23 protein-coding genes are annotated in these 23,921 nt (G+C 71.5%); 7 read left to right on the forward strand and 16 right to left on the reverse strand.

Annotated features, from left to right (window positions below; genetic code table 11):
• Positions 1-397 precede the first annotated feature (397 nt).
• A complete protein-coding gene (locus tag AB4039_RS34405) occupies positions 398-1,018 on the forward strand; it encodes a hypothetical protein (protein ID WP_442272605.1) in 621 nt (206 codons plus the stop codon).
• 272 nt (positions 1,019-1,290) lie between these two features.
• On the opposite strand, the gene AB4039_RS34410 is transcribed toward AB4039_RS34405, so the two are convergent.
• Both AB4039_RS34410 and AB4039_RS34415 read right to left on the reverse strand, forming a co-directional pair.
• The gene (locus tag AB4039_RS34410) at positions 1,291-2,622 is read right to left on the reverse strand and encodes a class I SAM-dependent RNA methyltransferase (protein ID WP_266842949.1); all 1,332 of its coding nucleotides are present in this window, start codon (positions 2,620-2,622) and stop codon (positions 1,291-1,293) included.
• Positions 2,623-2,730: 108 nt separating this feature from the next.
• Complete coding sequence (locus AB4039_RS34415; RefSeq protein ID WP_266842947.1) at positions 2,731-4,785, reverse strand: APC family permease; 2,055 nt, start codon at positions 4,783-4,785, stop codon at positions 2,731-2,733.
• Between the two features lie 211 nt (positions 4,786-4,996).
• On the opposite strand from AB4039_RS34415, the gene AB4039_RS34420 reads away from it, so the two are divergent.
• Positions 4,997-5,665, forward strand: a complete 669-nt coding sequence (locus AB4039_RS34420; protein ID WP_266842945.1) for a potassium channel family protein — start codon at positions 4,997-4,999, stop codon at positions 5,663-5,665.
• Positions 5,662-6,324, forward strand: coding sequence for a potassium channel family protein (locus tag AB4039_RS34425; protein WP_266842943.1), 663 nt, complete (start codon positions 5,662-5,664; stop codon positions 6,322-6,324). Before AB4039_RS34420 ends, AB4039_RS34425 begins: the two co-directional genes overlap by 4 nt.
• Before the next feature lie 97 nt (positions 6,325-6,421).
• On the opposite strand, the gene AB4039_RS34430 is transcribed toward AB4039_RS34425, so the two are convergent.
• From AB4039_RS34430 to AB4039_RS34460, 7 genes are all read right to left on the reverse strand, one after another.
• Entirely contained in the window at positions 6,422-7,159 is a 738-nt protein-coding gene (locus tag AB4039_RS34430) for a DUF3159 domain-containing protein (RefSeq protein WP_266842941.1), read from the reverse strand.
• A gap of 3 nt (positions 7,160-7,162) precedes the next feature.
• Positions 7,163-7,582, reverse strand: a complete 420-nt coding sequence (locus AB4039_RS34435) for an OB-fold nucleic acid binding domain-containing protein (RefSeq protein WP_078950496.1) — start codon at positions 7,580-7,582, stop codon at positions 7,163-7,165.
• Between the two features lie 24 nt (positions 7,583-7,606).
• Positions 7,607-8,293, reverse strand: a complete 687-nt coding sequence (locus AB4039_RS34440) for a response regulator (protein ID WP_266842937.1) — start codon at positions 8,291-8,293, stop codon at positions 7,607-7,609.
• Positions 8,290-11,076, reverse strand: coding sequence for a DUF4118 domain-containing protein (locus AB4039_RS34445; RefSeq protein WP_442272606.1), 2,787 nt, complete (start codon positions 11,074-11,076; stop codon positions 8,290-8,292). The genes AB4039_RS34440 and AB4039_RS34445 overlap by 4 nt, the downstream gene beginning before the upstream one ends.
• 249 nt (positions 11,077-11,325) lie before the next feature.
• On the reverse strand, positions 11,326-12,102 hold the full coding sequence (locus AB4039_RS34450; protein WP_266842933.1) for a DUF3710 domain-containing protein: 777 nt from the start codon (positions 12,100-12,102) through the stop codon (positions 11,326-11,328).
• A 1-nt stretch (position 12,103) separates the two neighbouring features.
• Positions 12,104-12,649 carry a dUTP diphosphatase gene (gene dut / locus AB4039_RS34455; RefSeq protein WP_266842931.1) on the reverse strand — a complete coding sequence of 182 codons (546 nt, stop codon included), beginning with the start codon at positions 12,647-12,649 and terminating at the stop codon, positions 12,104-12,106.
• Entirely contained in the window at positions 12,649-13,233 is a 585-nt protein-coding gene (locus AB4039_RS34460) for a PaaI family thioesterase (RefSeq protein WP_266842929.1), read from the reverse strand. Before AB4039_RS34460 ends, dut begins: the two co-directional genes overlap by 1 nt.
• A 58-nt stretch (positions 13,234-13,291) precedes the next feature.
• Here AB4039_RS34460 and AB4039_RS34465 point away from each other — a divergent pair, with 58 nt between their 5' ends.
• Positions 13,292-13,765, forward strand: a complete 474-nt coding sequence (locus tag AB4039_RS34465) for a DUF3093 domain-containing protein (protein WP_266842928.1) — start codon at positions 13,292-13,294, stop codon at positions 13,763-13,765.
• Between the two features lie 91 nt (positions 13,766-13,856).
• On the opposite strand, the gene AB4039_RS34470 is transcribed toward AB4039_RS34465, so the two are convergent.
• The 4 genes from AB4039_RS34470 to AB4039_RS34485 form a co-directional block, all read right to left on the reverse strand.
• Complete coding sequence (locus AB4039_RS34470) at positions 13,857-14,789, reverse strand: hypothetical protein (RefSeq protein WP_266842927.1); 933 nt, start codon at positions 14,787-14,789, stop codon at positions 13,857-13,859.
• A 9-nt stretch (positions 14,790-14,798) separates the two neighbouring features.
• The gene (locus tag AB4039_RS34475) at positions 14,799-15,095 is read right to left on the reverse strand and encodes a DUF4193 domain-containing protein (protein WP_030235196.1); all 297 of its coding nucleotides are present in this window, start codon (positions 15,093-15,095) and stop codon (positions 14,799-14,801) included.
• 384 nt (positions 15,096-15,479) lie between these two features.
• Complete coding sequence (locus AB4039_RS34480) at positions 15,480-16,724, reverse strand: sensor histidine kinase (RefSeq protein WP_266842925.1); 1,245 nt, start codon at positions 16,722-16,724, stop codon at positions 15,480-15,482.
• Positions 16,725-16,728: 4 nt separating this feature from the next.
• The gene (locus AB4039_RS34485) at positions 16,729-17,382 is read right to left on the reverse strand and encodes a response regulator transcription factor (protein ID WP_030235203.1); all 654 of its coding nucleotides are present in this window, start codon (positions 17,380-17,382) and stop codon (positions 16,729-16,731) included.
• Positions 17,383-17,664: 282 nt separating this feature from the next.
• Between AB4039_RS34485 and AB4039_RS34490 the strand changes: the two genes are divergently transcribed.
• Complete coding sequence (locus AB4039_RS34490) at positions 17,665-17,832, forward strand: hypothetical protein (RefSeq protein ID WP_266842923.1); 168 nt, start codon at positions 17,665-17,667, stop codon at positions 17,830-17,832.
• Positions 17,833-17,906: 74 nt separating this feature from the next.
• Here the strand turns inward: AB4039_RS34490 and AB4039_RS34495 are convergent, their stop codons facing one another.
• Together AB4039_RS34495 and AB4039_RS34500 are read right to left on the reverse strand one after the other, a co-directional pair.
• Entirely contained in the window at positions 17,907-18,710 is an 804-nt protein-coding gene (locus AB4039_RS34495) for an inositol monophosphatase family protein (RefSeq protein WP_442272607.1), read from the reverse strand.
• Between the two features lie 13 nt (positions 18,711-18,723).
• The gene (locus AB4039_RS34500; protein WP_266842921.1) at positions 18,724-19,884 is read right to left on the reverse strand and encodes a ferrochelatase; all 1,161 of its coding nucleotides are present in this window, start codon (positions 19,882-19,884) and stop codon (positions 18,724-18,726) included.
• A 184-nt stretch (positions 19,885-20,068) separates the two neighbouring features.
• Between AB4039_RS34500 and AB4039_RS34505 the strand changes: the two genes are divergently transcribed.
• Both AB4039_RS34505 and AB4039_RS34510 read left to right on the forward strand, forming a co-directional pair.
• A complete protein-coding gene (locus AB4039_RS34505; RefSeq protein WP_266842919.1) occupies positions 20,069-21,325 on the forward strand; it encodes an MFS transporter in 1,257 nt (418 codons plus the stop codon).
• On the forward strand, positions 21,276-22,604 hold the full coding sequence (locus AB4039_RS34510; protein ID WP_442272608.1) for a D-arabinono-1,4-lactone oxidase: 1,329 nt from the start codon (positions 21,276-21,278) through the stop codon (positions 22,602-22,604). Before AB4039_RS34505 ends, AB4039_RS34510 begins: the two co-directional genes overlap by 50 nt.
• A 19-nt stretch (positions 22,605-22,623) precedes the next feature.
• Here AB4039_RS34510 and AB4039_RS34515 read toward each other — a convergent pair whose 3' ends face one another.
• Positions 22,624-23,463 carry a hypothetical protein gene (locus AB4039_RS34515; RefSeq protein WP_442272609.1) on the reverse strand — a complete coding sequence of 280 codons (840 nt, stop codon included), beginning with the start codon at positions 23,461-23,463 and terminating at the stop codon, positions 22,624-22,626.
• Positions 23,464-23,921 lie beyond the last annotated feature (458 nt).

A 23,921-nucleotide genomic window follows, 5' to 3' on the forward strand; every position in this document is an offset into this window, starting at 1 on the left:
TCGACAGAGTGCCGGGCGCACCGGTTCGTGCTTCGACAACGCCGCCGCGGAGAGCTTCTTCGCCGTCCTGAAGGCAGAGATCGGTACGACCGTCTGGGAAACCCGGGCGCAGGCTCGGCAGGACGTTTTCCGGTGGATCGCGGAACATTGCAACCGGGAGCGGCTCCACTTCGACCATCGGCTACATCACGCCGTACCAGGCAAGGGTCCGCTGCCATCGACGGCTGGACCTCGCGGCATAAAACAGAAGTGTCGGGACCTGAGGGGTCACTTCATTGCTCACCGCAACCCAGAAGCTGGGGTATACCAGCGCGTTCGGTACGGCCGAGAGTGCCCCCGCACCACACCGCCGGCGAAACGGCTCGCCCCACTTCACCGTCACAGCCCAGGGTCAGCGATGCGATTCCTCGTCCTACAGGAACAAGACCGCACTGAGCACATCCCCACGAAGAAGGAACTCGCGGACGCGGAGAAGAACTCCTGGGTCAGGATTCCCCGGTACGACACCTCCCCCGCCGAACGCCTGAGGATCTGTGTCAGCGGCGGGCTGCGACACAGGGCCGGCGAGTGGGCCGACACGGCCGCACGCCCCCTTGAGGACCAGCTCGCCGAAATCGTGCAGGAAGTGGGACTCCGAGGCGAAGCCACCGAACGCAAACGACTGGCCGACCTGGAGGCAGCACGGGAGAAGCGGCTGCAGTGGGAAGCCGCGATGCGGCCGGCAAAGATCGACTTCGCCGAGGCCGCCCGAGTCCAGCATCTCGAAGCGCAGGAACGAGCATGGCGCCGTGCCGCGGGCCTGGCCGAGTACGTCGGCGCCCTCCGCCTCCACGCACAGACCTTGGCGACCGGACCGGAGAGGGACGGAGCCGAGGCATGGATCGCCTGGACCGCCGACCACGTGGAGCGCCTTAACCCGCTCAACGGGACGCTCCGCCTGCCCGACATTCCCGAACCTCGCGCCAGCGACCTGCAGCCGTTCCTGCACGGATGGAACCCCTACGGTCCCGGCTACTAGTCGCGAGCCCCCTCGAATTGTCACAGAACGTAATCGGAGAGAGAAGGTGGATCGCGGGTCTGACACCGACCGGATCGGTCGCCGACTACCGGAAAGGGCGCCTCCCGCAGCAAGATCACGATCTGCTGCGGGACGCGCCCTTCCACGCCTGACGGCTCGTCAAGCATCGCCGACGGCGTGCGTCAAACGTGCGTCACGAGCGTCGAATCAGCGTCAAGATATCGCCCACAACGCACACAGCGCACATGAGGCACACTGCCCTAACCCGCAGGTCAGAGGCCCTTTCCAACGGGCTCAAGGATCGCGACGCACTCGACATGATGGGTCATCGGGAAGAGGTCGAAGACGCGCAGCGTGCGGACCTTGTAGCCGTTGTCCGCGAAGTACGCCAGGTCGCGGGCCAGGGCCGCCGGGTCGCAGGCGACGTAGGCGATGCGGCGGGCGGAGAGGCCCGCGATGTGGCGGACCGTCTGCTTGCCGGCGCCCGCGCGGGGCGGGTCCAGGACGACCAGGTCGCATTCCGTGATGCCGGTCTTCGGGAGGACGGCTTCGACCTTGCCCTGCTCGATGCGGACCCGGGGGAAGTCAGCCAGGTTGTGGCGGGCGTCCTCGACGGCGCGCTTCGTCGTCTCGATGCCGAGGACGGCCCCGGTGTCGCCCAGGCGCTCCGCCAGGGCGCCCGCGAAGATGCCGACGCCGCAGTACAGGTCGAGGGCCATCTCGCCCTTGCGCGGCATCAGGCCCTGCATGACGGCCTTGATCAGGGTGTCGGCGGCCTGCGGGTGGACCTGCCAGAAGCCGCCCATGCCGACGCGGTACGTACGGCCGTCGGCGCGCTCGCGGACGAAGGGGCGGCCGTGGACGCGGTGGACGCCGCCGTCCTTCTCCTCGACCCGCAGGACCGAGACCGGCTTGTCGAGCTCCACGAGGGGCAGGCGGCCGCCGGGGCGCGGGGTCAGGACCACCTGGCGGTCGTTCGAGCCGGAGGCCGCGATGGCCTCGACCGACGCCATCTGGGGCCAGTCCTGCTTCTCGATGCCGAGTTCCGAGACGCCCGGGGCCGCGATCATGCAGTGGTCGATCAGCTCGATGTCGTGCGAGCGGTGCTTGCGCAGGCCCGCGTTGCCGTCCTCGTCGATCGCGAACTGGACGCGGGTGCGCCACTGCGGGACCTGCCCGGCCGGCAGCTTGTCGCCCTCGGCCGGCATGACGGTGCCGTCCCAGCCCGCCTCCTCCGGGGTGAGGCCGGCGAGCCGCTTCAGCTGCTCGGCGACGACCTCGCCCTTGAGCCGGCGCTGGGCGCCCGGCTTGGCGTGCTGCCAGTCGCAGCCGCCGCACTTGCCGGGGCCGGCGTACGGGCAGGGGGCCTCGACGCGGTCCTTGGAGGCGTCGAGGACCGTGATCGCGTCGGCGCGCAGGAAGCGGGAGTCGGACTCGCCCTCCGTCACCCGGGCGATGACCTTCTCTCCCGGGAGGGTGTGGCGGACGAACAGGACGCGGCCGTCGGCGGTGCGGGCGATGCAGTGGCCTCCGTGCGCGACGGGACCGACCTCGACCTCGTACTCCTCCCCGACCAGTGACTGCTTCTCGTTCTGCTCGGTCATGGTGGGGAGGCTCCAGGAGGTCAAGGTGAAGGCAAAAAGGAAACGGCCGGACGACCGACCCACCAGTTTACGTGGATCTCGTCCGGCCGTTCACCAACCCTTTCGGCGCTACTTGCCCGCCGGGTCCTTCGGCCGCGGGCGCGGGGTGTCGACGGGACCGCGGCGCACGGCGCCCGGGGCGTTCCAGTCCTGGCGCTTCTTGGCCCGCCGCTTGGCGAGCTCCGAGGACTCCAGCTGGTAGGGCACCGAGGTGACCATCACACCGGGGGTGAAGAGCAGGCGGCCCTTGAGGCGCAGCGCGCTCTGGTTGTGCAGCAGGTGCTCGTACCAGCGGCCGACCACGTACTCGGGGATGTAGACGCTGACGGCGTCGCGCGGGTTCTCGCTGCGCAGCCCCTTGACGTACTCGACGACCGGCCGGGTGATCTCGCGGTACGGAGAGTCGAGGATCTTCAGCGGGACGTTGATCCCGCGCCGCTCCCACTCCGCCTTCAGCGCCTTGGTCTCGTCCGCGTCGACGCTGATGCTGAGCGCCTCCAGGGTGTCCGAGCGGGTCAGCTTGGCGAACGCGAGGGCGCGCAGGGTCGGCTTGTGGACCTTGGAGACCAGGACGATCGAGTGGACCCGGGAGGGACGCACGCTGTCGTCGCTGGGGCCCTCGGCGGCGGCGATCTCGTTGGCGACCCGGTCGTAGTGCTTGCGGATCGCGGTCATGGTTCCGTAGAAGATCACCATGCCGAGCAGGGCGACCCAGGCGCCGTGGGTGAACTTCGTGGCCAGGACGACGACCAGCACCATGCCGGTGAAGAAGGCGCCGAAGGTGTTGATGGCCCGCGAGCGCTGCATCCGGCGTCGGGCGGCCTGGTCGCGCTCGCTGCGCAGGTGGCGGTTCCAGTGCCGGACCATGCCGATCTGGCTCAGCGTGAAGGAGACGAAGACGCCCACGATGTAGAGCTGGATCAGCTTGGTGGAGTCGGCGTCGTAGATCCACACCAGCAGCATGGCGGCGCCCGCGAGCAGCACGATGCCGTTCGAGAAGGCGAGCCGGTCGCCGCGGGTGTGCAGCTGGCGGGGCAGGTAGCGGTCCTGGGCGAGGATCGAGCCGAGCAGCGGGAAGCCGTTGTACGCGGTGTTCGCGGCCAGGAAGAGGACGAGCGCGGTGGCGGTCGCCAGCAGGATGAACAGGAAGCTGCCGTTGCCGAAGACGGCCTCGGCGACCTGGGAGATCACCGGGTGCTGGACGAAGGAGTCGCCGACCGGGACGCCGTTGTCCAGCAGGTTGGTCGCGGGGGCCTCGGCCATCTTCACGTCGGTGGCCATGGCCAGCCCGATGATCCCGCAGAACATCGTGACGGCCAGGGCGCCCATGAGCGCGAGGGTGGTGGCGGCGTTCTTGCTCTTGGGCTTGCGGAAGGCGGGCACGCCGTTGCTGATCGCCTCGACGCCGGTCAGGGCGGCACAGCCGGAGGAGAAGGCCCGCAGCAGCAGGAAGACCAGGGCGAAGCCCGCCAGCCCCTGGTGCTCCGCCTTGATCTCCAGGCCGGCGGTGGGTGCCTCCATGGTGTCGCCCAGCACGAGGCCGCGCCAGGCGCCCCACGCGATCATCACGAAGACGGCCCCGACGAACACGTACGTCGGAATGGCGAAGAGTTTCCCGGATTCCTTCACCCCGCGCAGATTCATCAGCGTGAGGAGCAGAATCATGATCATCGCCGAGAGCACCTTGTGCTCGATGACGAAATCGACGGCGGAGCCGAGATTTTCGACGCCGGAGGAGATCGATACGGCCACGGTGAGCACGTAGTCGACCAGCAGGGCGCTCGCCACGGTGAGACCGGCCCTGGGCCCGAGGTTGGTGTTGGCGACCTCGTAGTCACCGCCGCCGCTCGGGTACGCGTGGACGTTCTGCCGGTACGAGGCGACCACGGTGAACATCAGCACGACGACCGCGACCGCGATCCACGGGCTGAAGTGGTACGCCGACACACCCGCGATCGACAGGACCAGCAGTACCTCGCCGGGGGCATAGGCCACCGAGGAGAGCGGGTCGGATGCGAACACAGGAAGGGCGATCCGTTTGGGGAGGAGGGTTTCCCCGAGGCGGTCGCTGCGTAGCGCCCGGCCAATCAGGATCCGTTTGGGCACGTCGGTCAGTTTGGACACGCAGAGGATCGTAAGCGTTCGATATCCGGCTGACGAACCCCCCGCCCCCTTATCCGTGGCGACGGGCCCCCAATGCGGCACCCCGCGAACCCCAAAAGGCCACACTGGTGACCGCCCGTGTGTAGCTTGGGCCATGGTCTGAGACCCTGTTTAGCCAGAGCATGCAATGAGGCTGGTAACCAGCGAGCCGCTGTCAGCCGGAAGGACGGCCGTGCACATCGTCATTATGGGCTGCGGAAGAGTGGGCTCCGCCCTCGCGCAGACCCTGGAACAGCAGGGGCATACGGTCGCGGTCGTCGACCAGGACCCCACCGCATTCCGTCGGCTCGGGGCTTCCTTCGGCGGCCGCCGGGTCACCGGGGTCGGCTTCGACCAGGACACCCTGCGGGAGGCCGGGATCGAGGACGCGGGCGCCTTCGCCGCGGTCAGCAGTGGTGACAATTCCAACATCATCGCCGCCCGCGTGGCCCGGGAGATGTTCGGCGTCGAGAACGTCGCCGCCCGCATCTACGACCCCAAGCGCGCGGAGGTCTACCAGCGCCTCGGCATCCCCACCGTCGCGACCGTGCGGTGGACCGCCGACCAGATGCTGCGGCGCCTCCTGCCCTCGGGCGCCGAGCCGCTGTGGCGCGACCCCAGCGGCGGTGTGCAGCTCGCGGAGGTGCACACCTCCGCCGCCTGGATCGGGCACAAGGTGAGCAAGCTCCAGGAGGAGACGGGCGTGCGTGTAGCGTTCCTCACCCGCCTGGGCGAGGCGATGCTGCCGACCTCGCAGACGGTCCTGCAGGAAGGCGACCTCGTCCACGTGATGATGCGCACGGACGAGATCGACAAGGTTGAGGCGGCCTTCGCCGAGGGGCCCGAGGAGGCACACGCATGAGGGTCGCGATCGCCGGAGCCGGCGCCGTGGGCCGCTCCATCGCGGGCGAGCTGCTGGAGAACGGCCACGAGGTGCTCCTCGTGGACAAGGCGCCGACCGCCATCTCGGTGGAGCGGGTCCCCCAGGCCGAGTGGCTGCTGGCCGACGCCTGCGAGATCACCTCGCTGGACGAGGCAGCGCTGCAGCGCTGCAACGTGGTCATCGCCGCCACCGGTGACGACAAGGTCAACCTGGTCGTCTCCCTCCTCGCCAAGACCGAGTACGGGGTCCCCCGGGTCGTGGCGCGGGTCAACAACCCGAAGAACGAGTGGCTCTTCAACGAGTCCTGGGGCGTCGACGTGGCGGTGTCCACCCCGCGCCTGATGTCGGCCCTCGTCGAGGAGGCCGTCAGCGTCGGCGACCTGGTGCGGCTGCTGCGCTTCAGTCACGGCGACGCCAACCTCGTCGAGCTGACCCTGCCGGCCGACTCCTCGGTCGCGGGCACCCAGATCAGCGAGATCTCCTGGCCGGAGGACACCTCGCTCGTCACGATCATCCGGGGCAACCGGGTGCTCACGCCGCACGGCGAGGAGACCCTGGAGCCCGGCGACGAGCTCCTCTTCGTGGCCGCCCAGGCCCGCGAGGAGCAGCTGGAGGACCTCCTCCAGGCCCGTCACTGAGGTACCCGTACGGCGAAGGGGCGGGGAGACCATCCGGTCTCCCCGCCCCTTCGCCGTGTCCGTGTCCGGGCGCCGGGCGCCCGGCCCCGGACGGGTGTCAGATGCCCCGCTCGCGCGCGGCGGCCTTGGCCGCCTTCTCCGCGGCCTCCTCGGCCTCGTACTCGGCGATGACGTCGATCGGCGGCGGCGCCTTGGCGAGGAAGACCCAGGTGAAGTACACGGCCAGCACCATCGGCGGCAGCTTCAGCGCGATCAGCACCCAGCCCAGCTGCGTGGCGTCACCCCACCAGTACAGCGGGAAGAGGATCGCGTACTTGGCGAGGAAGATGATGCCCCAGGCCAGGCTGGCCTTGGTGTAGGCCTTCTTGCGCCCCGGGTTGCGGGTGCGCCAGGACAGGTTCTCCTTGAAGACCGGTCCGAGGATCACGCCCAGCAGCGGGAAGCCCACGAGCGCCGACAGCGTGAAGGCCACGCCCAGGCCGGCACCGTAGATCATGCCCGGCAGGTAGAAGCCCTTGGCGCTGCCCGTGAACAGGGCGAAGGCCACGCCCACGCCCACGCCGAACACACCGCTGAAGGCGTGCTTGACGGTGTCCTTGCGCAGCAGCCGGACGATCACCAGCAGGACGGCCACCGCGCCCGCCGCGATGGCCGAGGACTTCACGTCCTTGTTGATCGTGTAGATCATCACGAAGAGCAGGCCGGGGAGCATCGTCTCCACGGTGCCCCGGATGCCGCCGAACGCGTCGAAGAGCGCCGCCTGCGTCACGGCCTTCTGGTCGGCCGCGGGGTCCTGCGGGTTCGGCGGGGGGGACGAGCGGTCGAATGACGTCACCGGTCAGTGCTCCTGTCCGAGCGGTCGGAGTTCGTACTTCGGGTTGAAGAGGACCCGGCGCCCATGACTCATCGAGATCCGCCCGGAGGCGATCATGCGCCGCCCGGGTTCGATTCCCACGATCGAGCGACGTCCGAGCCACACCACGTCGAGCGGGGCCGAGCCGTCGAACAGCTCCGCCTCCAGGGCGGGGACGCCCGCCCTCGGACGCAGGGTGACCGTACGCAGGGTTCCGGTCACCTTGACTATCTGGCGGTCGTGGCAGTCGCAGATCCGCGTGCACCCCGCGGCCTCTGCGTCCTCCTGCAGCTCCGCCGAATGCAGCTCCTCCTGGGAGGTGGACAGCCGTTCGATCATCCGGCGGAACCGGCCCGCCGGCCGGGCCGGCTTCGCGGGCTTCTCGGGACGCGGTTCAGCACTCATACCGGAAGCCTACCGGCGCCCCCGCTACCTCTCGAAGCGGTATCCCATGCCCGGTTCGGTGATGAAGTGGCGGGGGTGCGAGGGGTCTGCCTCCAGCTTGCGGCGCAGCTGCGCCATGTAGACCCGCAGGTAGTTGCTCTCCGTCCCGTACGAGGGCCCCCAGACCTCCTGGAGCAGCTGCTTCTGGCTGACGAGCTTCCCGCCGTTGCGGACCAGCACCTCCAGCAGGTGCCACTCGGTGGGGGTGAGGCGTACGTCGCGTCCCTCGCGCACCGCCTTCTTGGCGGCGAGGTCCACCGTGAACCCCTCGGTCTCGACCACCACCTCGTCCTCGCCCGCCCCGGCCGCCGGCTCGGCCCTGCGCACGGCCGCGCGCAGGCGGGCCAGCAGCTCGTCCATGCCGAAGGGCTTGGTGACGTAGTCGTCGGCGCCCGCGTCGAGTGCCTCGACCTTCTCGTCGGAGCTGTGCCGGGCGGAGAGCACCAGGATCGGCACCCGGGTCCAGCCCCGCAGCCCCCTGATCACCTCGACCCCGTCCATGTCGGGCAGCCCGAGGTCGAGGACGACCACGTCGGGGTGGCGGGCCGCCGCGAGCTCCAGGGCCTGGGCCCCGTCGGCCGCGGCGTCGACCTCGTACCGGCGCGCCTTCAGGTTGATCACGAGGGCTCGGACGATCTGCGGCTCGTCGTCCACCACGAGCACCCGGGTCATTGGGGTCCTGCTTTCTGTCGTTCGGAGTGGTCCCCGGCTCCCTTCGGAGCCGGGGCCGGTGTCTGTCCTGCGCGTGCCGCGGACGGGGCGGCCCCCACGGGCGCCGCCCCGGGCGTACCGTCCGCCCCGGACGCCCCGGACGCCCCGGACGCCCCGTCCGGTCCGGACGGTACGCCCGGTGCCCCCGCCGAGTGCTCCGGGCGCCCCACGCGGTCGACGCCGCCCGGGCCCGGCCCGGTTCCGGCGGCGTACCGCGCCGTCCCGTCCCCGGCCGGGGCGTCCCGGGTCGCCGCGCGCAGGGTGAGCACCATCGTCAGGCCGCCCCCGGGGGTGTCCTCGGCGGCGAGGGTGCCGTCCATCGCCTCGGCGAAGCCGCGGGCCACGGCCAGCCCGAGGCCCACCCCGGTGCCGCGCGGGGCGTCCCCGTACCGCTGGAAGGGGGCGAAGATCCTGTCCTTGGCCTCGTCCGGCACCCCGGGCCCGCGGTCGACGACCCGGACCTCGACCCGGTCGCCGAGGAAGCTGGCCGCGACGAGCACGGGCTGCCCGCGGGGGCTGTACTTGACGGCGTTCTCCACGACGTTGGCCACGCTGCGCTCCAGCAGCCCCGGGTCCACGGCCACCATCGGCAGGGATTCCGGGACGTCCAGCAGCACGCTGTCCTCCGGTACGCCGCCCAGCGCCATCGGGACCACCTCGTCGAGGTCGATCTCCCGGATCAGCGGGGTCACCGTGCCGGTCTGGAGGCGGGACATGTCCAGCAGGTTGCCGACGAGGTGGTCCAGCCGGTCGGCGCCGTCCTCGATCCCTTCGAGCAGCTCGGCCCGGTCCTCCTCGGACCACTCCACGTCATCGGAGCGCAAGGACGACACCGAGGCCTTGATGGAGGCCAGGGGCGTCCGCAGGTCGTGGCTCACGGCGGCCAGCAGGGCCGTCCGGATCCGGTTCCCCTCGGCCAGCCGACGGGCCTCCTCGGCCTCCCCGACGAGCCGCTGGCGGTCCAGCACCACGGCTGCCTGGGCGGCGAACGCGCCGAGCACCCGGCGGTCCTCGGCGGGCAGCACCCGACCGGACAGGGCCAGCGCCATGTGGTCGCCGATCGGCATGTCCACGTCGGCGTCCTCGGGCCGGGCGGCCGGGTTCGGGCCCACGCTGCCGGCCCGGGTCCAGGGCTCGACGTCCCCGGCCCGCTCCAGCAGGGCCACGGACTCCATCGCGAAGGTCTCGCGCACCCGCTCCAGCAGCGCGTCCAGGGCGGTCTCGCCGCGCAGCACGCTCCCGGCGAGGAAGGAGAGGATCTCGGACTCCGCGCGCAGCCGGGCCGCCTGGTGCGTGCGCCGGGCCGCCAGGTCCACCACGGAGGCGACCGAGACCGCGACCCCGAAGAACACGGCGATGGCCATGATGTTGCGCGGGTCGGAGATCGTGAACCGGTGCACCGGAGGGGCGAAGAAATAGTTCAGCAGCAGCGAGCCGAAGGCGGCCGAGGCCAGGGCCGGCCAGAGCCCGCCCACCAGCGCGGCCGCCACCGTCAGGGCCAGGAAGAGGAGCATCTCGTTGGCCAGGCCCGGGTTCGCGGTGATGTGCGTGAGCAGGACGCACAGCAGTGCCGGGAGGACCACCCCGACCAGCCAGCCGGCCACGATCCTGGACCGTCCGAGCCGGGCGGTCGAGCGGGTCACCGGCAGCCCGCGGCCCCTGGCCACCTCCTCGTGGGTGACGATGTGCACGTCGAGGTCGGGACCCGAGTCGCGGGCCACGGTGGCGCCCACGCCCGGCCCGAGCACGTACTGCCAGGCCTTGCGGCGGCTGGAGCCCAGCACGACCTGCGTGGCGTTGACCCCACGGGCGAATTCCAGGAGGGATTCGGGGATGTTGTCGCCGATCACATGGTGAAACGTTCCGCCAAGGTCTTCGACCAGGGTCCGCTGGACCGCGAGCTCCTTCGGCGAGGCCGAGGTGAGCCCGTCGCTGCGGGCGATGTAGACAGCCAGGACCTCGCTGCCGGAGGCCTTGGCGGCCATCCGGGAGGCCCGCCGGATCAGGGTGCGCCCCTCCGGCCCGCCGGTGAGCCCGACGACGATCCGCTCACGGGCCTGCCAGGTCGAGCGGATGCCGTGCTCGCCCCGGTACTCCTGGAGGTACTCGTCCACCCGGTCGGCCACCCACAGCAGCGCCAGTTCGCGCAGCGCGGTGAGGTTCCCGGGCCGGAAGTAGTTCGACAGGGCCGCGTCGACCTTGTCTGGCCGGTAGATGTTGCCGTGGGCCATCCGGCGGCGCAGGGCCTGTGGGGACATGTCGACGAGTTCGATCTGGTCGGCCCGCCGGACCACCTCGTCCGGGACGGTCTCGCGCTGGCGCACCCCGGTGATCGACTCGACCACGTCGCCGAGCGACTCCAGGTGCTGGATGTTGACGGTGGACACCACGTCGATCCCGGCCCGGAGCAGTTCCTCGACGTCTTGCCAGCGCTTGGCGTTGCGCGAGCCGGGGACGTTGGTGTGGGCGAGCTCGTCCACCAGCGCGACGGCCGGCCGCCGCGCCAGCACCGCGTCCACGTCCATCTCCGTGAAGGAGGCACCGCGGTACGCGAGCTGCTTGCGCGGCACCTGTTCGAGTCCGTTCAGCACCACCTCGGTGCGCGCCCGCCCGTGGTGCTCGACGAAGCCGACGACGCAGTCGCCGCCCCGCTCCACCCGGCGGTGGCCCTCCGAGAGCATGGCGTACGTCTTGCCCACACCGGGTGCCGCGCCGAGATAGATCCTTAGCCTGCCGCGTCCCATGCGCTCATTCTCCGGGACATCACCGCAGTTCACGCACCGATCGGTCGCCCCGGACCCATCCCTGACGCATCCCTGACGCGCCGGATGCCCGGCACGCGGGGGCCGGTGGGACCCGAAGGCCGGTGGCCGGCACCGTGGAACACGAAGGCCGACGGGCCGGCACCCGGGAACACGAAGGCCGGCGGGCCCCGCACCGTGGGGTGCGAGCGGTGCCCCGGGGACCTCACGGTCCTCCGGGGTCCCCGACGGTCAGCGGACCTCGGTGATCTCCGGGCCGCGCTCCAGCTGGCCCATGCCGCCGGAGAAGCGGGAGCCCTCCTGGTCCTCGGCCGTCTGCACACCGTCCGGCACCATCTGGGCGTCGTTCGGCAGCTTCAGGACGATGGGGTCGCGCGGGGCCATCGGACCCTCGCCGCGCAGGACGACGGTCTCCCGGAAGATGTTTTCCAGCACGCCGGCCGACTCCGGGCGCACCGCGCCCTGGCCGGAGATGACACCGCGCAGGAACCAGCGGGGGCCGTCGACGCCGACGAAGCGCACCAGCTGGGCGCCCGTCTGGCCGTCGGGCAGCGGAACGGGGACCTGCGCGCGCAGCTCCCAGCCCAGCGGGCCCTCGACCTCGTCGATGATGCCGCCCTGCTGGGTGATCCCCGAGGCGATCTCCTCGCGGACCTCGCCCCAGATGCCCTCCTTCTTGGGCGCGGCGAAGGCCTGGAGCTGCACCGCGCTGTCGCCGAGGACCACGGTCGCGGCCACGATCGCGTCCCCGGCGACCTCGACGCGCAGTTCCATGCCCTCGACACCGGGTACGAGGATGCCGCCCAGGTCGACGCGGCCGTCGGCCGGGTCGCCGGGCACCTCGGAAACGTCCCACGGGCCGTCGGGACGCGGGGCCGGAGGCAGGTTCAGCCTGCGCGGCTTGGCGGAGTCGAGTCCGTCGGCCGGCTCATCGGCGCGCACGCCGTCGACCTGCTCGGCCGCGCCGCCGTCCTTGACGGAGTCGTTCTTCTTGCGACGTCCGAACACGTCACTGTCCTTCCCGGTCGGTTACGACCGAAGCGTAGCCATTCCCACCCTGCTGACCAGCGCCGGATCCGGCCACGGCCGCATGACCGCCGGTGGAGCCGAACCCCCCGTCGGCCCGGGCCGAGCCGGGAAGCTCCTCCACCTCGTGGAAGCGCACCTTCTCGACCCGCTGGACAACCAGCTGGGCAATGCGGTCGAAACGCTCGAACCTGACGCTCTCGCGAGGGTCGAGATTGACCACGATCACCTTGATTTCCCCACGGTACCCGGCATCCACCGTCCCCGGGGCATTCACGAGCGCGAGCCCGCATCGGGCGGCCAGGCCCGAGCGCGGGTGCACGAAGGCGGCGTACCCGTCGGGCAGCGCGATGGAGACGCCGGTGGGCAGGACGGCCCGCTCCCCGGGTTCCAGCTCGGCGGCGACCGTGGTCACCAGGTCGCAGCCGGCGTCGCCGGGGTGACCGTAGGACGGGAGGGGCACCTCGGGGTCGACGCGGCGGATCAGCACGTCGACGTCATGACGGGGTGCTTGGTTGTTCTGGGACATCAGGGGTTCACCTCGAAGGCGCGGGTGCGCCTGACCTGGTCCGGGTCGGCCATCGCCGCCCGGATCTCCTCGGGCCGGCCGTTGTCGATGAAGTGGTCGACCTTCACCTCGATGAAGAGCGCGTCCGCGCGGACGGCGACCGGGCCGTCCGGGCCGCCTATCCGGCCCACCGCCCTGGAGTAGATCTTCCGTCCGGCGACGGCGGTGACCTCGGCCTCCAGGTACAGCACGGTGTCCACGGGCACGGGCCGCACGAAGTCCGTCTCCAGCCGGCCGGTCACCGCGATCACGCGCAGCAGCCAGTTCAGGGAGCCGAGCGTCTCGTCGAGCGCGGTCGCCAGGACCCCGCCGTGGGCAAGTCCGGGCGCGCCCTGGTGAGCGGGCCTGACGGTGAACTCGGCGGTGATGCGCACGCCCTCGCCCGCGCGGGCCTCCAGGTGGAGCCCGTGCGGCTGTCCCCCGCCGCACCCGAAGCAGTGTTCGTAGTGCGCGCCGAGGAGCTCGCCGGGTGCCGGTGCGTCGGGATGCCGGACCGGCGCGGCGGCATCGGCCGGGGGCGTCAACGCTGTGTTTCGTCCACTCACAGCCGCTGACCTTACCCGCGCGGCTACCCGCCGGTCGCCTCGTGGGAGGCTTGCGTGTATGCAGCTCTCCCCCGCGCACCACGACGAACGACTGTCCGCCCCCCGCTCCTGGTGGGGCGTCGCCGCCCTGACCGGGCTGGCGTGCGCGCTGACGCTGCTCCCGCTGGGCACGCTGCCGCTGCTGGCCGGGCTGGTCGGCGGGACGGCGCTGGCGGCGCTGCTGGTCAGTTCGTACGGTTCCGCGCGCGTGCGCGTGGTGAACGGCTCGCTGGCGGCGGGCGAGGCCCGGATCCCGGTGACGGCGCTCGGCGAACCGGAGGTCCTGGAGGCGGAGGAGGCCCGCGCCTGGCGCACGTACAAGGCCGACGTCCGCGCCTTCATGCTGATGCGCAGTTACGTGCCCACGGCGGTCCGCGTCGAGGTCACCGACCCGGCGGACCCGACGCCCTACGTGTACGTGTCCACCCGCGAGCCCCAGGCCCTGGCGGCGGCGATCCGCGCGGCGCAGGCCGTCCCGGCCACCGGCGTCTGAGGGCCGCCCCGGTCGTCCGGCGGGGTTGCGGTCCGGGGTTCCGGTGCGGGGTCCGGTCCTCGGTCCGGGACCGCGCCACGGCGGCGGGCTTTCAGTGCCGCTCGCGCTCCGGGCCCTCCAGTGCGGGCCTGCGTGCCCCGGGAAGGGGCTGGGAGGGGCCGTCGAGGGGCGGGGACTGCGGGAGGTACTCCCAGGGCACGGCCCGTCTGCGCAGGTCCGTACGCACCTTCTCGGCGAGTTTCCGGGTGTCCCGGCGGTTCATGACCGCGCCGACGGCTGCCCCGACCATGAACGGCATCAGGTTGGGCACGTTGCGGAACATCCGCTTCATGATCTGCTGGCGCAGTTCGCGCTTCATCTGCCCGCCGAGCGCCGCGTTCAGCGTCGTCGGCTTGGTCAGGTCGATCCCGCGCTCCTCGGCCCATGCCGTCAGGTAGGCGGAGGTGCGGTCCTTCAGGGCGCCGGGCGGACGCTGCCCGTAGACCTCGTGGAGCTCGGCGACGAGCTTGAGTTCGATCGCGGCGACGGCGGTGATCTCCGCGGCCAGCTCCGCCGGCATGGCGGGCGGAACCGGCAGCATCGCCGCGGCGCCGATGCCCGCGCCGACCGTCGACGTGGCATGGGCGGCCCCGGAGATCAGCTTGTCGGCCAGTTGATCGGGGTCGAGACCCGGGAACTGCGCGCGCAGGGTCGCGAGGTCCCGGACCGGAACGCGCGGTGCGTTCTCGATGATGCGGTCGGCGATGTACAGGGCGGCGGCCTTCGCGCTTTCGCCGCCCTTGCGCACACCGTTCTTGACGGCTTGCATCCGGCCGGCCCCGGGCTTGCGCTCCCGGGACCCCTCGTCGGCCGCTGTGGCCGGCGGCACCGCCTGGGCGGTGCCGAAGGGCACGACGGTCGTATCGAGGGGCGGGGCGGCGGGGGTGCCGGGGCCCGTTTCCGGGCCCGTGGCCACCACGCTCGTCTCCGCCGGACCGCCGGATTTCCGGAAGCGTCGCTTCCGAAAGGGCGTCGAGCCGGTCACCGCCGAGCCTCAGTCGCAGTCGCGGCAGATCGGCTGCCCGTTCTTCTCCCGTGCCAGCTGGCTGCGGTGGTGCACCAGGAAGCAGCTCATGCAGGTGAACTCGTCCGCCTGCTTCGGGAGGACCCGGACGGCCAGTTCCTCGTTGGAAAGGTCCGCACCGGGAAGCTCCAGGCTCTCGGCGCCGTCGAAGTCCTCGACGTCGACGTTCGAGGACGACTTCTCGCTGCGCCGGGCCTTCAGCTCCTCGATGCTGTCGTTGTCGACGTCATCGTCGGTCTTGCGTGGGGTGTCGTAGTCCGTTGCCATTTTTTCGCTCTCCCCCTCTGGGATTTAGCGGTGTCTCAGCGCACGTAACGCGCGAGAGGCCGGACTTGTGCCCGACCTGAGGCGGAGATTTTGCCTCACATCAAGGTCTGTTACTCAATCGACACCCAGCCGCACGCCCGAAGGAGCTTGTGGCTGGGATGACGACCGGGACCGTACACGGTCCGGGGGCCGTCTTGCACAAACGCCACCCCGTGTATTTCCCGCCACCAGGGGGGCCGGAAACCCGGACTTCCCGGGCTTTCCGGCCCCACCGGCATCACTGAACGCACATGACCGGACACTCGGCAATGTGATCGATCACACAACTACCATCCATCGTCCCACCCGGCCATTCCGCTGACAGCGAACATGGTTCCGAGTGGATCAAAGGGGCAACGTGACACGCATCACGAGGCCACCGCCCTCGCGCGGCGTCGCCAGGATGCGGCCGCCGTGTGCGCGCGCCACGGAGCGCGCGATCGACAGGCCGAGCCCGACACCCTTGTCGCTGCCCGTGCGCTCCGTACGCAGCCGCCTGAAGGGCTCGAAGAGGTTGTCCACCTCGTACGCGGGAACCACCGGACCCGTGTTCGAGACGAGGAGCACCGCCTGGCCGTGCTGGACCTCGGTCGTGACCTCCACCCAGCCGCCCTCCGGCACGTTGTACCGGACGGCGTTCTGCACCAGGTTGAGGGCGATCCGTTCCAGCAGGACGCCGTTGCCCTGGACCACGGCCAGCGCCCGCTCGCCGCGGATCTCCACGCCCTTGGCGGCGGCCTCCCCGCGCGCCTGGTCGATGGCGCGCGAGGCGACCTCCGCCAGGTCGACCGGTTTGCGCTCGACGATCTGGTTCTCGCTGCGGGCCAGCAGTAGCAGGCCCTCGACCAGCTGCTCGCTGCGCTCGTTGGTGGCCAGCAGGGTCTTGCCCAGCTGCTGCAGCTCCACCGGGGCTCCGGGATCCGAGAGGTGGACCTCCAGCAGCGTCCGGTTGATCGCCAGCGGGGTCCTCAGCTCGTGCGAGGCGTTGGCCACGAACCGTTGCTGGGCCGTGAAGGCCCGCTCCAGCCGGTCCAGCATCTCGTCGAAGGTGTCGGCCAGCTCCTTCAGCTCRTCGTCCGGCCCGTCCAGCTCGATCCGCCGGGTCAGGTCGGAGCCGACCACGCGGCGGGCGGTACGGGTGATCTTGCCCAGCGGCGAGAGCACCCGGCCGGCCATCGCGTAGCCGAAGGCGAAGGCGATGATGCTGAGGCCCAGAAGGGCCATCAGGGACCGGCGCAGCAGGTCGTCGAGGGCGTGCTTGCGCTGGTCGAGGATGCACTGTCCGATGGCGGCGTTGAACTGGTCGATCGACTGGTCGATGCCCACCCCGGAGCAGGTGGTGCTGGAGACCTCGACCTTCTGACCGCCCACGATCTTGAACGGGAGCGCGTTGCCCTCCCGCAGCGCCTGGGCGGCCAGCAGGTAGATGATCGACAGCAGCAGGATCCCGGCGATCAGGAACATGCCGCCGTACAGCAGCGTGAGCCGTATCCGGATGGTCGGTCTCAGCCAAGGGAAGGGACCCTCGGGCTGGCCGGGGTCCCAGGTCGGTTTCGGTGGCGCCGCCGGTGGCGCAGGGGTCGCGGCCATCCGGTCAGATCCGATATCCGGAGCCCGGCACCGTCACGATGACGGGCGGCTCGCCGAGTTTGCGGCGCAGGGTCATGACGGTCACCCGGACCACGTTGGTGAACGGGTCGGTGTTCTCGTCCCAGGCCTTCTCCAGCAGCTGCTCGGCGGAGACCACGGTCCCCTCGCTGCGCATGAGCACCTCCAGTACCGCGAACTCCTTCGGCGCCAGCTGGACCTCCTTGCCCTCCCGGAACACCTCGCGCCGGTTGGGGTCCAGCTTGATCCCGGCCCGTTCCAGCACCGGCGGCAGCGCCACGGTCGTCCGCCGGCCCAGCGCCCGGACGCGGGCGGTCAGCTCGGTGAAGGCGAAGGGCTTGGGCAGATAGTCGTCCGCCCCCAGCTCCAGGCCCTCGACCCGGTCGCTCACGTCGCCGGAGGCGGTGAGCATGAGCACCCGGGTGGGCATGCCGAGTTCGATGATCCGGCGGCAGACGTCGTCGCCGTGCACCAGGGGAAGGTCCCGGTCGAGCACGACCACGTCGTAGTCGTTCACCCCGACGCGCTCCAGGGCCGCGGCGCCGTCGTACACGACGTCCACGGCCATGGCCTCCCGGCGCAGGCCGGTGGCCACCGCATCGGCGAGCAGCTGCTCGTCCTCGACGACGAGTACGCGCACGTCGTTTCCTTCCTTCGAGCCCAGAAGGGCACACGTGTATTGCGCCTCCATCCTGCCGGTTTCGGCCGTAAACCGGCTGTAAGGCGCCCCTGAGGCCGTCCGGGGAGGGGTTTACGGGGTGGATGAGGGGTGTGGATGGGGTGGAGGTGAGGATTCCCTCGTCTTACGAGGTTTCTGGGACCGGGGTGCCGGGGAGGACGTCAGCACACCCCAACCACTCCCTGACGGCGGACTGCCCCGTGCTCGTCCGCCGCCGACCCACGAAGAGGGGGCGCACCCACCATGGACGCATTCACCGCGGGTCTTCTGCAGCGCATCAAAGCCACGCAGTCGGACCTCAGCAAGGCCCGTGAGACGGGCGACGACTACCTCGCGGATGTGGAGCAGGCCGAGCTGGAAGATCTCCAGCGGCTCGCGGCGGAACACGGCGTCGCCGTGTCCGCCGCCTGACCCGTCGGCAACGGAACACGAGCTCGACCGGGCCCCGGCCGCCGKCCACGGCGGCCGGGGCCCGTTCCGTGCCGTCAGTCGTGCCAGGCCCCGGCTTCCTCCAGCAGCGGCTGGAGCGAGGCGAACACCGCCGGGGAGGCCGCGAGCGTCAGCTCGAAGGAGGCGCGCTCCCCGGGCCGGCCGCCCGTCAGCGCGCCGGCCTCCCGGGCGATGAGCTCGCCCGCGGCCAGGTCCCACGGATTGAGCCCGCGCTCGTAGTGCCCGTCGAGGCGTCCCGCGGCCACGTCGCACAGGTCCAGCGCCGCCGAGCCGCCCCGCCGGATGTCCCGGACCAGCGGGATGATCCGCTGTGCGACGTCCGCCTGGTGGGCCCGCCTCGTCTGGACGTACGCGAAGCCGGTGCTCAGCAGCGCCTGGTCCAGCGGCGCGTCGGCCCGGCAGGCCAGCCGCTCGCCGCCCGTCCACGCGCCGCCCCCGAGCACGGCGTGGTACGTCTCGCCGCGCATCGGCGCCGCGACGACGCCGACCACGGTCTCGCCGTGGTACTCGGCGGCGATGGAGACGCTCCAGCTCGGCAGCCCGTAGAGGTAGTTCACCGTGCCGTCCAGCGGGTCGATGACCCAGCGGACCCCGCTCGTGCCCGGAGTGTCGGAACCCTCCTCGCCGAGCAGGCCGTCCTCGGGCCGGCGCTCCGCGAGCAGGCCCGTGATGAGCTTCTCGGCCGCGATGTCCATCTCGGTCACCACGTCGATCGGGCTGCTCTTCGTCGCCGCCACCGCCAGGTCGGCGGGGCGCCCGTCGCGCAGCAGCTCACCCGCCCGCCGGGCGGCCTCCCGGGCCACTTCCAGCAGTTCGGCCTTCAACTCTTCGGAGATCACGTTCCCAACTCCCTCACGCGTACGGGCTGTCCGCGCCCGCGGCGGCGGGCCGGGGCCCCCGCGCGGGGCAGCAGCCCACGGCACACAGATCATGACTCGGCCCCAGCAGGCCCAGCGCGCAGCGCTCCACGTCCTCGCCCCGCTCCGCCGCGGCCCGCTCCAGCAGGAGCTCGCGCACGGCCGCCGCGAACCGCGGGTCCGCGCCGACCGTCGCCGACCGGGCGACGGGCAGGCCCAGTTCGGCGGCCTTGGCCGTGGCCTCGGTGTCGAGGTCGTAGAGGACCTCCATGTGGTCGGAGACGAAGCCGATCGGCACCATCACCGCCGCCGGGGCGCCCGCCCCGTGCAGGGTCTCCAGGTGGTCGCAGATGTCGGGCTCCAGCCACGGGATGTGCGGGGCGCCGCTGCGCGACTGGTAGACGAGTTCCCAGGGCCGTTCGGTTCCCGTCTCCGCCCGGACCGCGTCGGCGATCACCCCGGCCACGTCCAGGTGCTGCCTGACGTAGGCGCCGCCCTCGCCGTGCTCCTCCACCGGGCCCGAGGCGTCGGCGGCCGCGGTCGGGATGGAGTGGGTGGTGAAGACCAGGTGCGCGCCGTCGCGGACCGCGTCCGGCAGCCCGGCCAGCGAGGCGAGCACGCCGTCGATCATGGGCTGCACGAAGCCGGGGTGGTTGAAGTAGTGCCGCAGCTTGTCGACCCGGGGCAGTTCGGCCACGCCCTCCTCGGCGAGGGTGGCCAGGGCGTCCGCGAGGTTCTCGCGGTACTGGCGGCAGCCCGAGTACGAGGCGTAGGCGCTGGTGGCCAGGACTGCGATGCGGCGGCGCCCGTCGGCGGCCATCTCGCGCAGCACGTCGGTCAGGTACGGAGCCCAGTTCCGGTTGCCCCAGTACACGGGCAGGTCCAGCCCGTGCCCGGCGAAGTCCTTGCGCAGCGCGTCCAGCAGCTCGCGGTTCTGCCCGTTGATGGGGCTGACGCCGCCGAAGCCGAAGTAGTGCTGCCCGACCTCCTTGAGCCGCTCGCGCGGGATCCCGCGCCCGCGGGTGACGTTCTCCAGGAACGGCACGACGTCGTCGGGTCCCTCGGGGCCGCCGAAGGACAGCAGCAGGAGGGCGTCGTAGGGGGCGGCGAGGCCTTCGGCCACGGGCGCTTCGGGTGCACGGAGCTGGTCTGACATGCCTCGAATCCTGCCACCCGGGGTTCGCCGGGGAGAACCGCCCGGTCCGCATCGCGGACGCGTCGCAGCTAAGGTAACCCTAAGTTAAATCGGCCGGACGGGGCTCCCGCGTCCGGTCCCCGTGCGGGTCCCGTGTCGGCGGCCGTAACCTGTACGGGCCGACGACGTCCCTTACGGAGGCACCTTGCCCAGTCCCTATCGCGCGATCTTCGCGGCCCCCGGCACCAAGGGGTTCAGCGCCGCCGGCCTCATAGGCCGGCTGCCGATCTCCATGGTGGGCGTCGGCATCCTGACGATGATCTCCGAGATCACCGGCCGCTACGCGATGGCCAGCGCCCTGACCGGCACCCTGGCCCTCGCCGCCGCGGTCATCGGCCCCCAGGTCTCCCGGCTGGTGGACCAGTACGGACAGCGCCGGGTCCTGCGCCCCGCCACCCTGATCTCCGTCGCCGCGGTCTCCGGACTCCTGGTGGCCGCCGCGAACGGCCTCCCCGACTGGACCCTCTTCGTCTTCGCCGCGATCGCGGGCTGCGTACCGAGCGTCGGCTCGATGGTCCGCGCCCGCTGGACCACGCTCTACCGGGACTCCCCCCGCGAGCTGCACACCGCGTACTCCTTCGAGTCCGTCGTCGACGAGGTCTGCTTCATCTTCGGCCCGATCCTCGCCATCGGACTCTCCACCACCTGGTTCCCCGAGGCCGGACCGCTGATCGCCGCCGTCTGCCTGCTCGTCGGCGTCTGGCTGCTCACCGCGCAGCGCTCCACCGAGCCCGCACCGCACCCGCGCGAGGCGGAGGCGAAGCACACGTCGGCCCTGCGCTCCCCCGGTCTGCAGGTGCTGACGGCCACCTTCGTGGCCACCGGTGCGATCTTCGGCTCCATCGACGTGTCCACCCTGGCCTTCGCCGAGGAGCAGGGCCACAAGTCCGCGGCCAGCTTCATCCTGGCCATCTGGGCGGCCGGATCCTGCCTGGCCGGCATCGTCTTCGGGCTGCTCCATCTCAAGGGCCGGACGGAACGCAGGTGGGTACTGGGCATCTGTGCGATGGCCGTGAGTATGATCCCCCTCCTACTGGCCGGGAACCTTCCGTTTCTGGCCGTGGCGCTCTTCGTCTCGGGCCTCGCCATCGCTCCCACGATGATCACCACGATGGCCCTGATCGAAGCGCACGTACCACGCGCGAAGCTCACCGAGGGCATGACCTGGATCAGCACCGGCCTGGCGGTCGGGGTCGCGGTCGGCTCCTCCGTGACCGGTCTCGTCATCGACGCGGCCGGCGCCCAGCGCGGGTACGTCGTCTCGATCGCGGCGGGGACGGCCGCGGCGGCGGTGGCGTTCGCGGGTTACCGCCGGCTGACGAGGCCGGCGCAAGGGGAGGAGCCTTCCACCGATGGCGACGGGGACAACAGCGCAGAAGCACCGGCGGACCACGTGGCATAACTGGGCGGGCAACATCACCGCCACGCCCGCGCGGGTGGTGAGCCCGGCCTCGGTCGGGGAGCTCCAGGAGGCGGTCCGCAGGGCCGCCGAGGAGGGGCTGCGGGTGAAGGCGGTCGGCACCGGCCACTCCTTCACCGCGGCGGCGGCGACCGACGGCGTGCTCGTACGGCCCCAGGCCCTGGCCGGGATCCTGTCCGTCGACCGGGCCGCCGGGACGGTCACGGTGGCGGCCGGCACGGTCCTCAAGGACCTCAACCTGGCCCTGGCCGCCCAGGGACTGTCGCTCACGAACATGGGCGACATCATGGAACAGACCGTGTCGGGCGCCACCAGCACCGGCACCCACGGCACCGGCCGCGACTCGGCCTCGATCGCCGCCCAGATCCGCGGCCTGGAGCTGGTCACCGCGGACGGCCGGGTCCTGGCCTGCTCGGAGAAGGAGCACCCGGAGGTCTTCGCCGCCGCCCGGCTCGGCATAGGCGCCCTGGGCATCGTCACCGCGATCACCTTCGCGGTCGAGCCGCTCTTCTACCTGACCGCCCGTGAGGAGCCCATGGGCTTCGACCGGGTGACCGCCGAGTTCGACCAGCACGTCGCGGAGAACGAGCACTTCGAGTTCTACTGGTTCCCCCACACCGGCAACTGCAACACCAAGCGGAACAACCGCAGCCAGGGCCCGGCCGCCCCGCCCGGCGCCCTCAGCGCCTGGGTGGAGGACGAACTGCTCTCCAACGGCGTCTTCCAGGCCGTCAACTCCCTGGGCCGCGCCGTCCCGGCGACCGTCCCCGCGATCGCCCGGGTGGCCAGCCGCGCCCTGTCGGCGCGCACCTACACGGACATCCCGTACAAGGTGTTCACCAGTCCGCGCCGGGTGCGCTTCGTGGAGATGGAGTACGCCCTTCCGCGCGAGCGGCTGGTCGAGGCGCTGCGGGAGCTCAAGGCGATGGTCGACCGCTCCCCGCTGCGGATCAGCTTCCCCGTGGAGGTGCGCACGGCCCCGGCCGACGACATCACCCTGTCCACGGCCTCGGGGCGGGAGACCGCGTACATCGCGGTGCACATGTACAAGGGCACTCCGTACCAGGCCTACTTCACGGCCGCGGAGCGCATCTTCACCGCGCACGGCGGACGGCCGCACTGGGGCAAGGTGCACACCCGGGACGCGGAGTACCTCGCCGGGGTCTACCCGCGCTTCGGGGAGTTCACCGCGCTGCGCGACCGGCTCGACCCCGACCGGGTGTTCGGCAACGACTACCTGCGGCGCGTGCTCGGCGAGTGAACCCCGGGGGCGCCCCCGCTCAGGGGGTGCCCCCGCCCTGCCGCTCCGCGCCGTCGGCGCCCTGTCCGGTGCCGGAGCCCGTTCCGCCGCCGGTGCCGGAGCCCGTTCCGGTGCCGCCGGTGCCGGGCGTCGGACCGGGCGGGGTGGCGGACTTCGAGGGCGTGGCGGCCGGGGAGGCCGACGGGTCCGACGGCGTCGCGGAGGGCGTCCCTCCAGGGCCGGGGCTCCGTCCGCCGGAACCGCGGGAGGCCGAGGGGTCCGGGGAGGGCCCGGACCCGGGGGTCTTCCCGTCCTTCCCCCCGCGCTCGCCCGCGCCACCGCCGTCCCGCCCGTTCTCCGGGGGCGCGGGACGGTGGTCGGGGGCCTTGCGGGAGCCGCCCGACAGCAGGGTGGCGCCGTCGCTGCTGATCGAGGTGCCGGCGAGGGCCTCGTAGGTCCCGAGGCCGCCGATGGCGAGGGCGAACGCCGCCCCGGAGGCCACCGCCGTCCGCTTCCAGCCCCGTACGCGGGTGCCGTGCACGGTGGCCTCGCCGAACTCCTCCGTGATCCCRCCGGGGCCGGGCGCCCGCTCGGCCCCGGCGGACGACCGCACCCGACCGGCCCCGGCGCGGGCGCTCCCGCGCAACTGGTCGCCGGTGCGCCGGAAGGCGTGCTGGATGAGCGGGCCGCCCGCGGTGGCGACCACGCTCACCACGCCGGCGCCCAGGATGGTCCCGTAGACGCCGAGTTTCGAGGCGAGCAGGGCCGCCGCGACCGTCGCCAGGGAGGAGCCCGCTATCTGGGTGACGCTCAGATCGAGCTTCCGGCCTCCGGACTCCTCCGGTTCGGTTTCCCCCGCCGCCTTCTGACCCATCGCCATCCCGGGTGTGTCCTGCCTCTCGCGCTTCTCCTCTTCCAGCAGTTACTGACACCTGGGCGAAAGGGATAGTTCCGTTTCTGGGGATTCTGTGAAGCAAGACACCCCAAAACGGACCGGCTTGCAGGTGGGCCCCTCGCGGACCCGATTTCGGGCAGCCCAACTCCCGCCACCCCGGACAACTTCGGCGGCGCGGCGGTCCACCCAGGTGGCCCGAATGGAGTACTGTGGCGAGCCCTGGGGCCGTCCTTCCTTACGGATGTCCGGACTCGGGAGAGGGGGCCGGCTGATGGAGAAACGGCACTCAAGACCGGTGATGCCGCGGTATCGCACGGGCTCCTGCTGCGCACAGTAACCATTCGGTCACTGTGCGTGCCCAACAGGTAACCGTGCCATAACGTCGATCAAGGGCGCATGCCCGACACGCCGGTTTAACTCGGCAAGGTTGTGGCAGGCTGCAC

It is taken from the genome of Streptomyces sp. M-16 (assembly GCF_052114405.1).
In the GTDB taxonomy this organism is placed as follows: Bacteria; Actinomycetota; Actinomycetes; order Streptomycetales; family Streptomycetaceae; genus Streptomyces.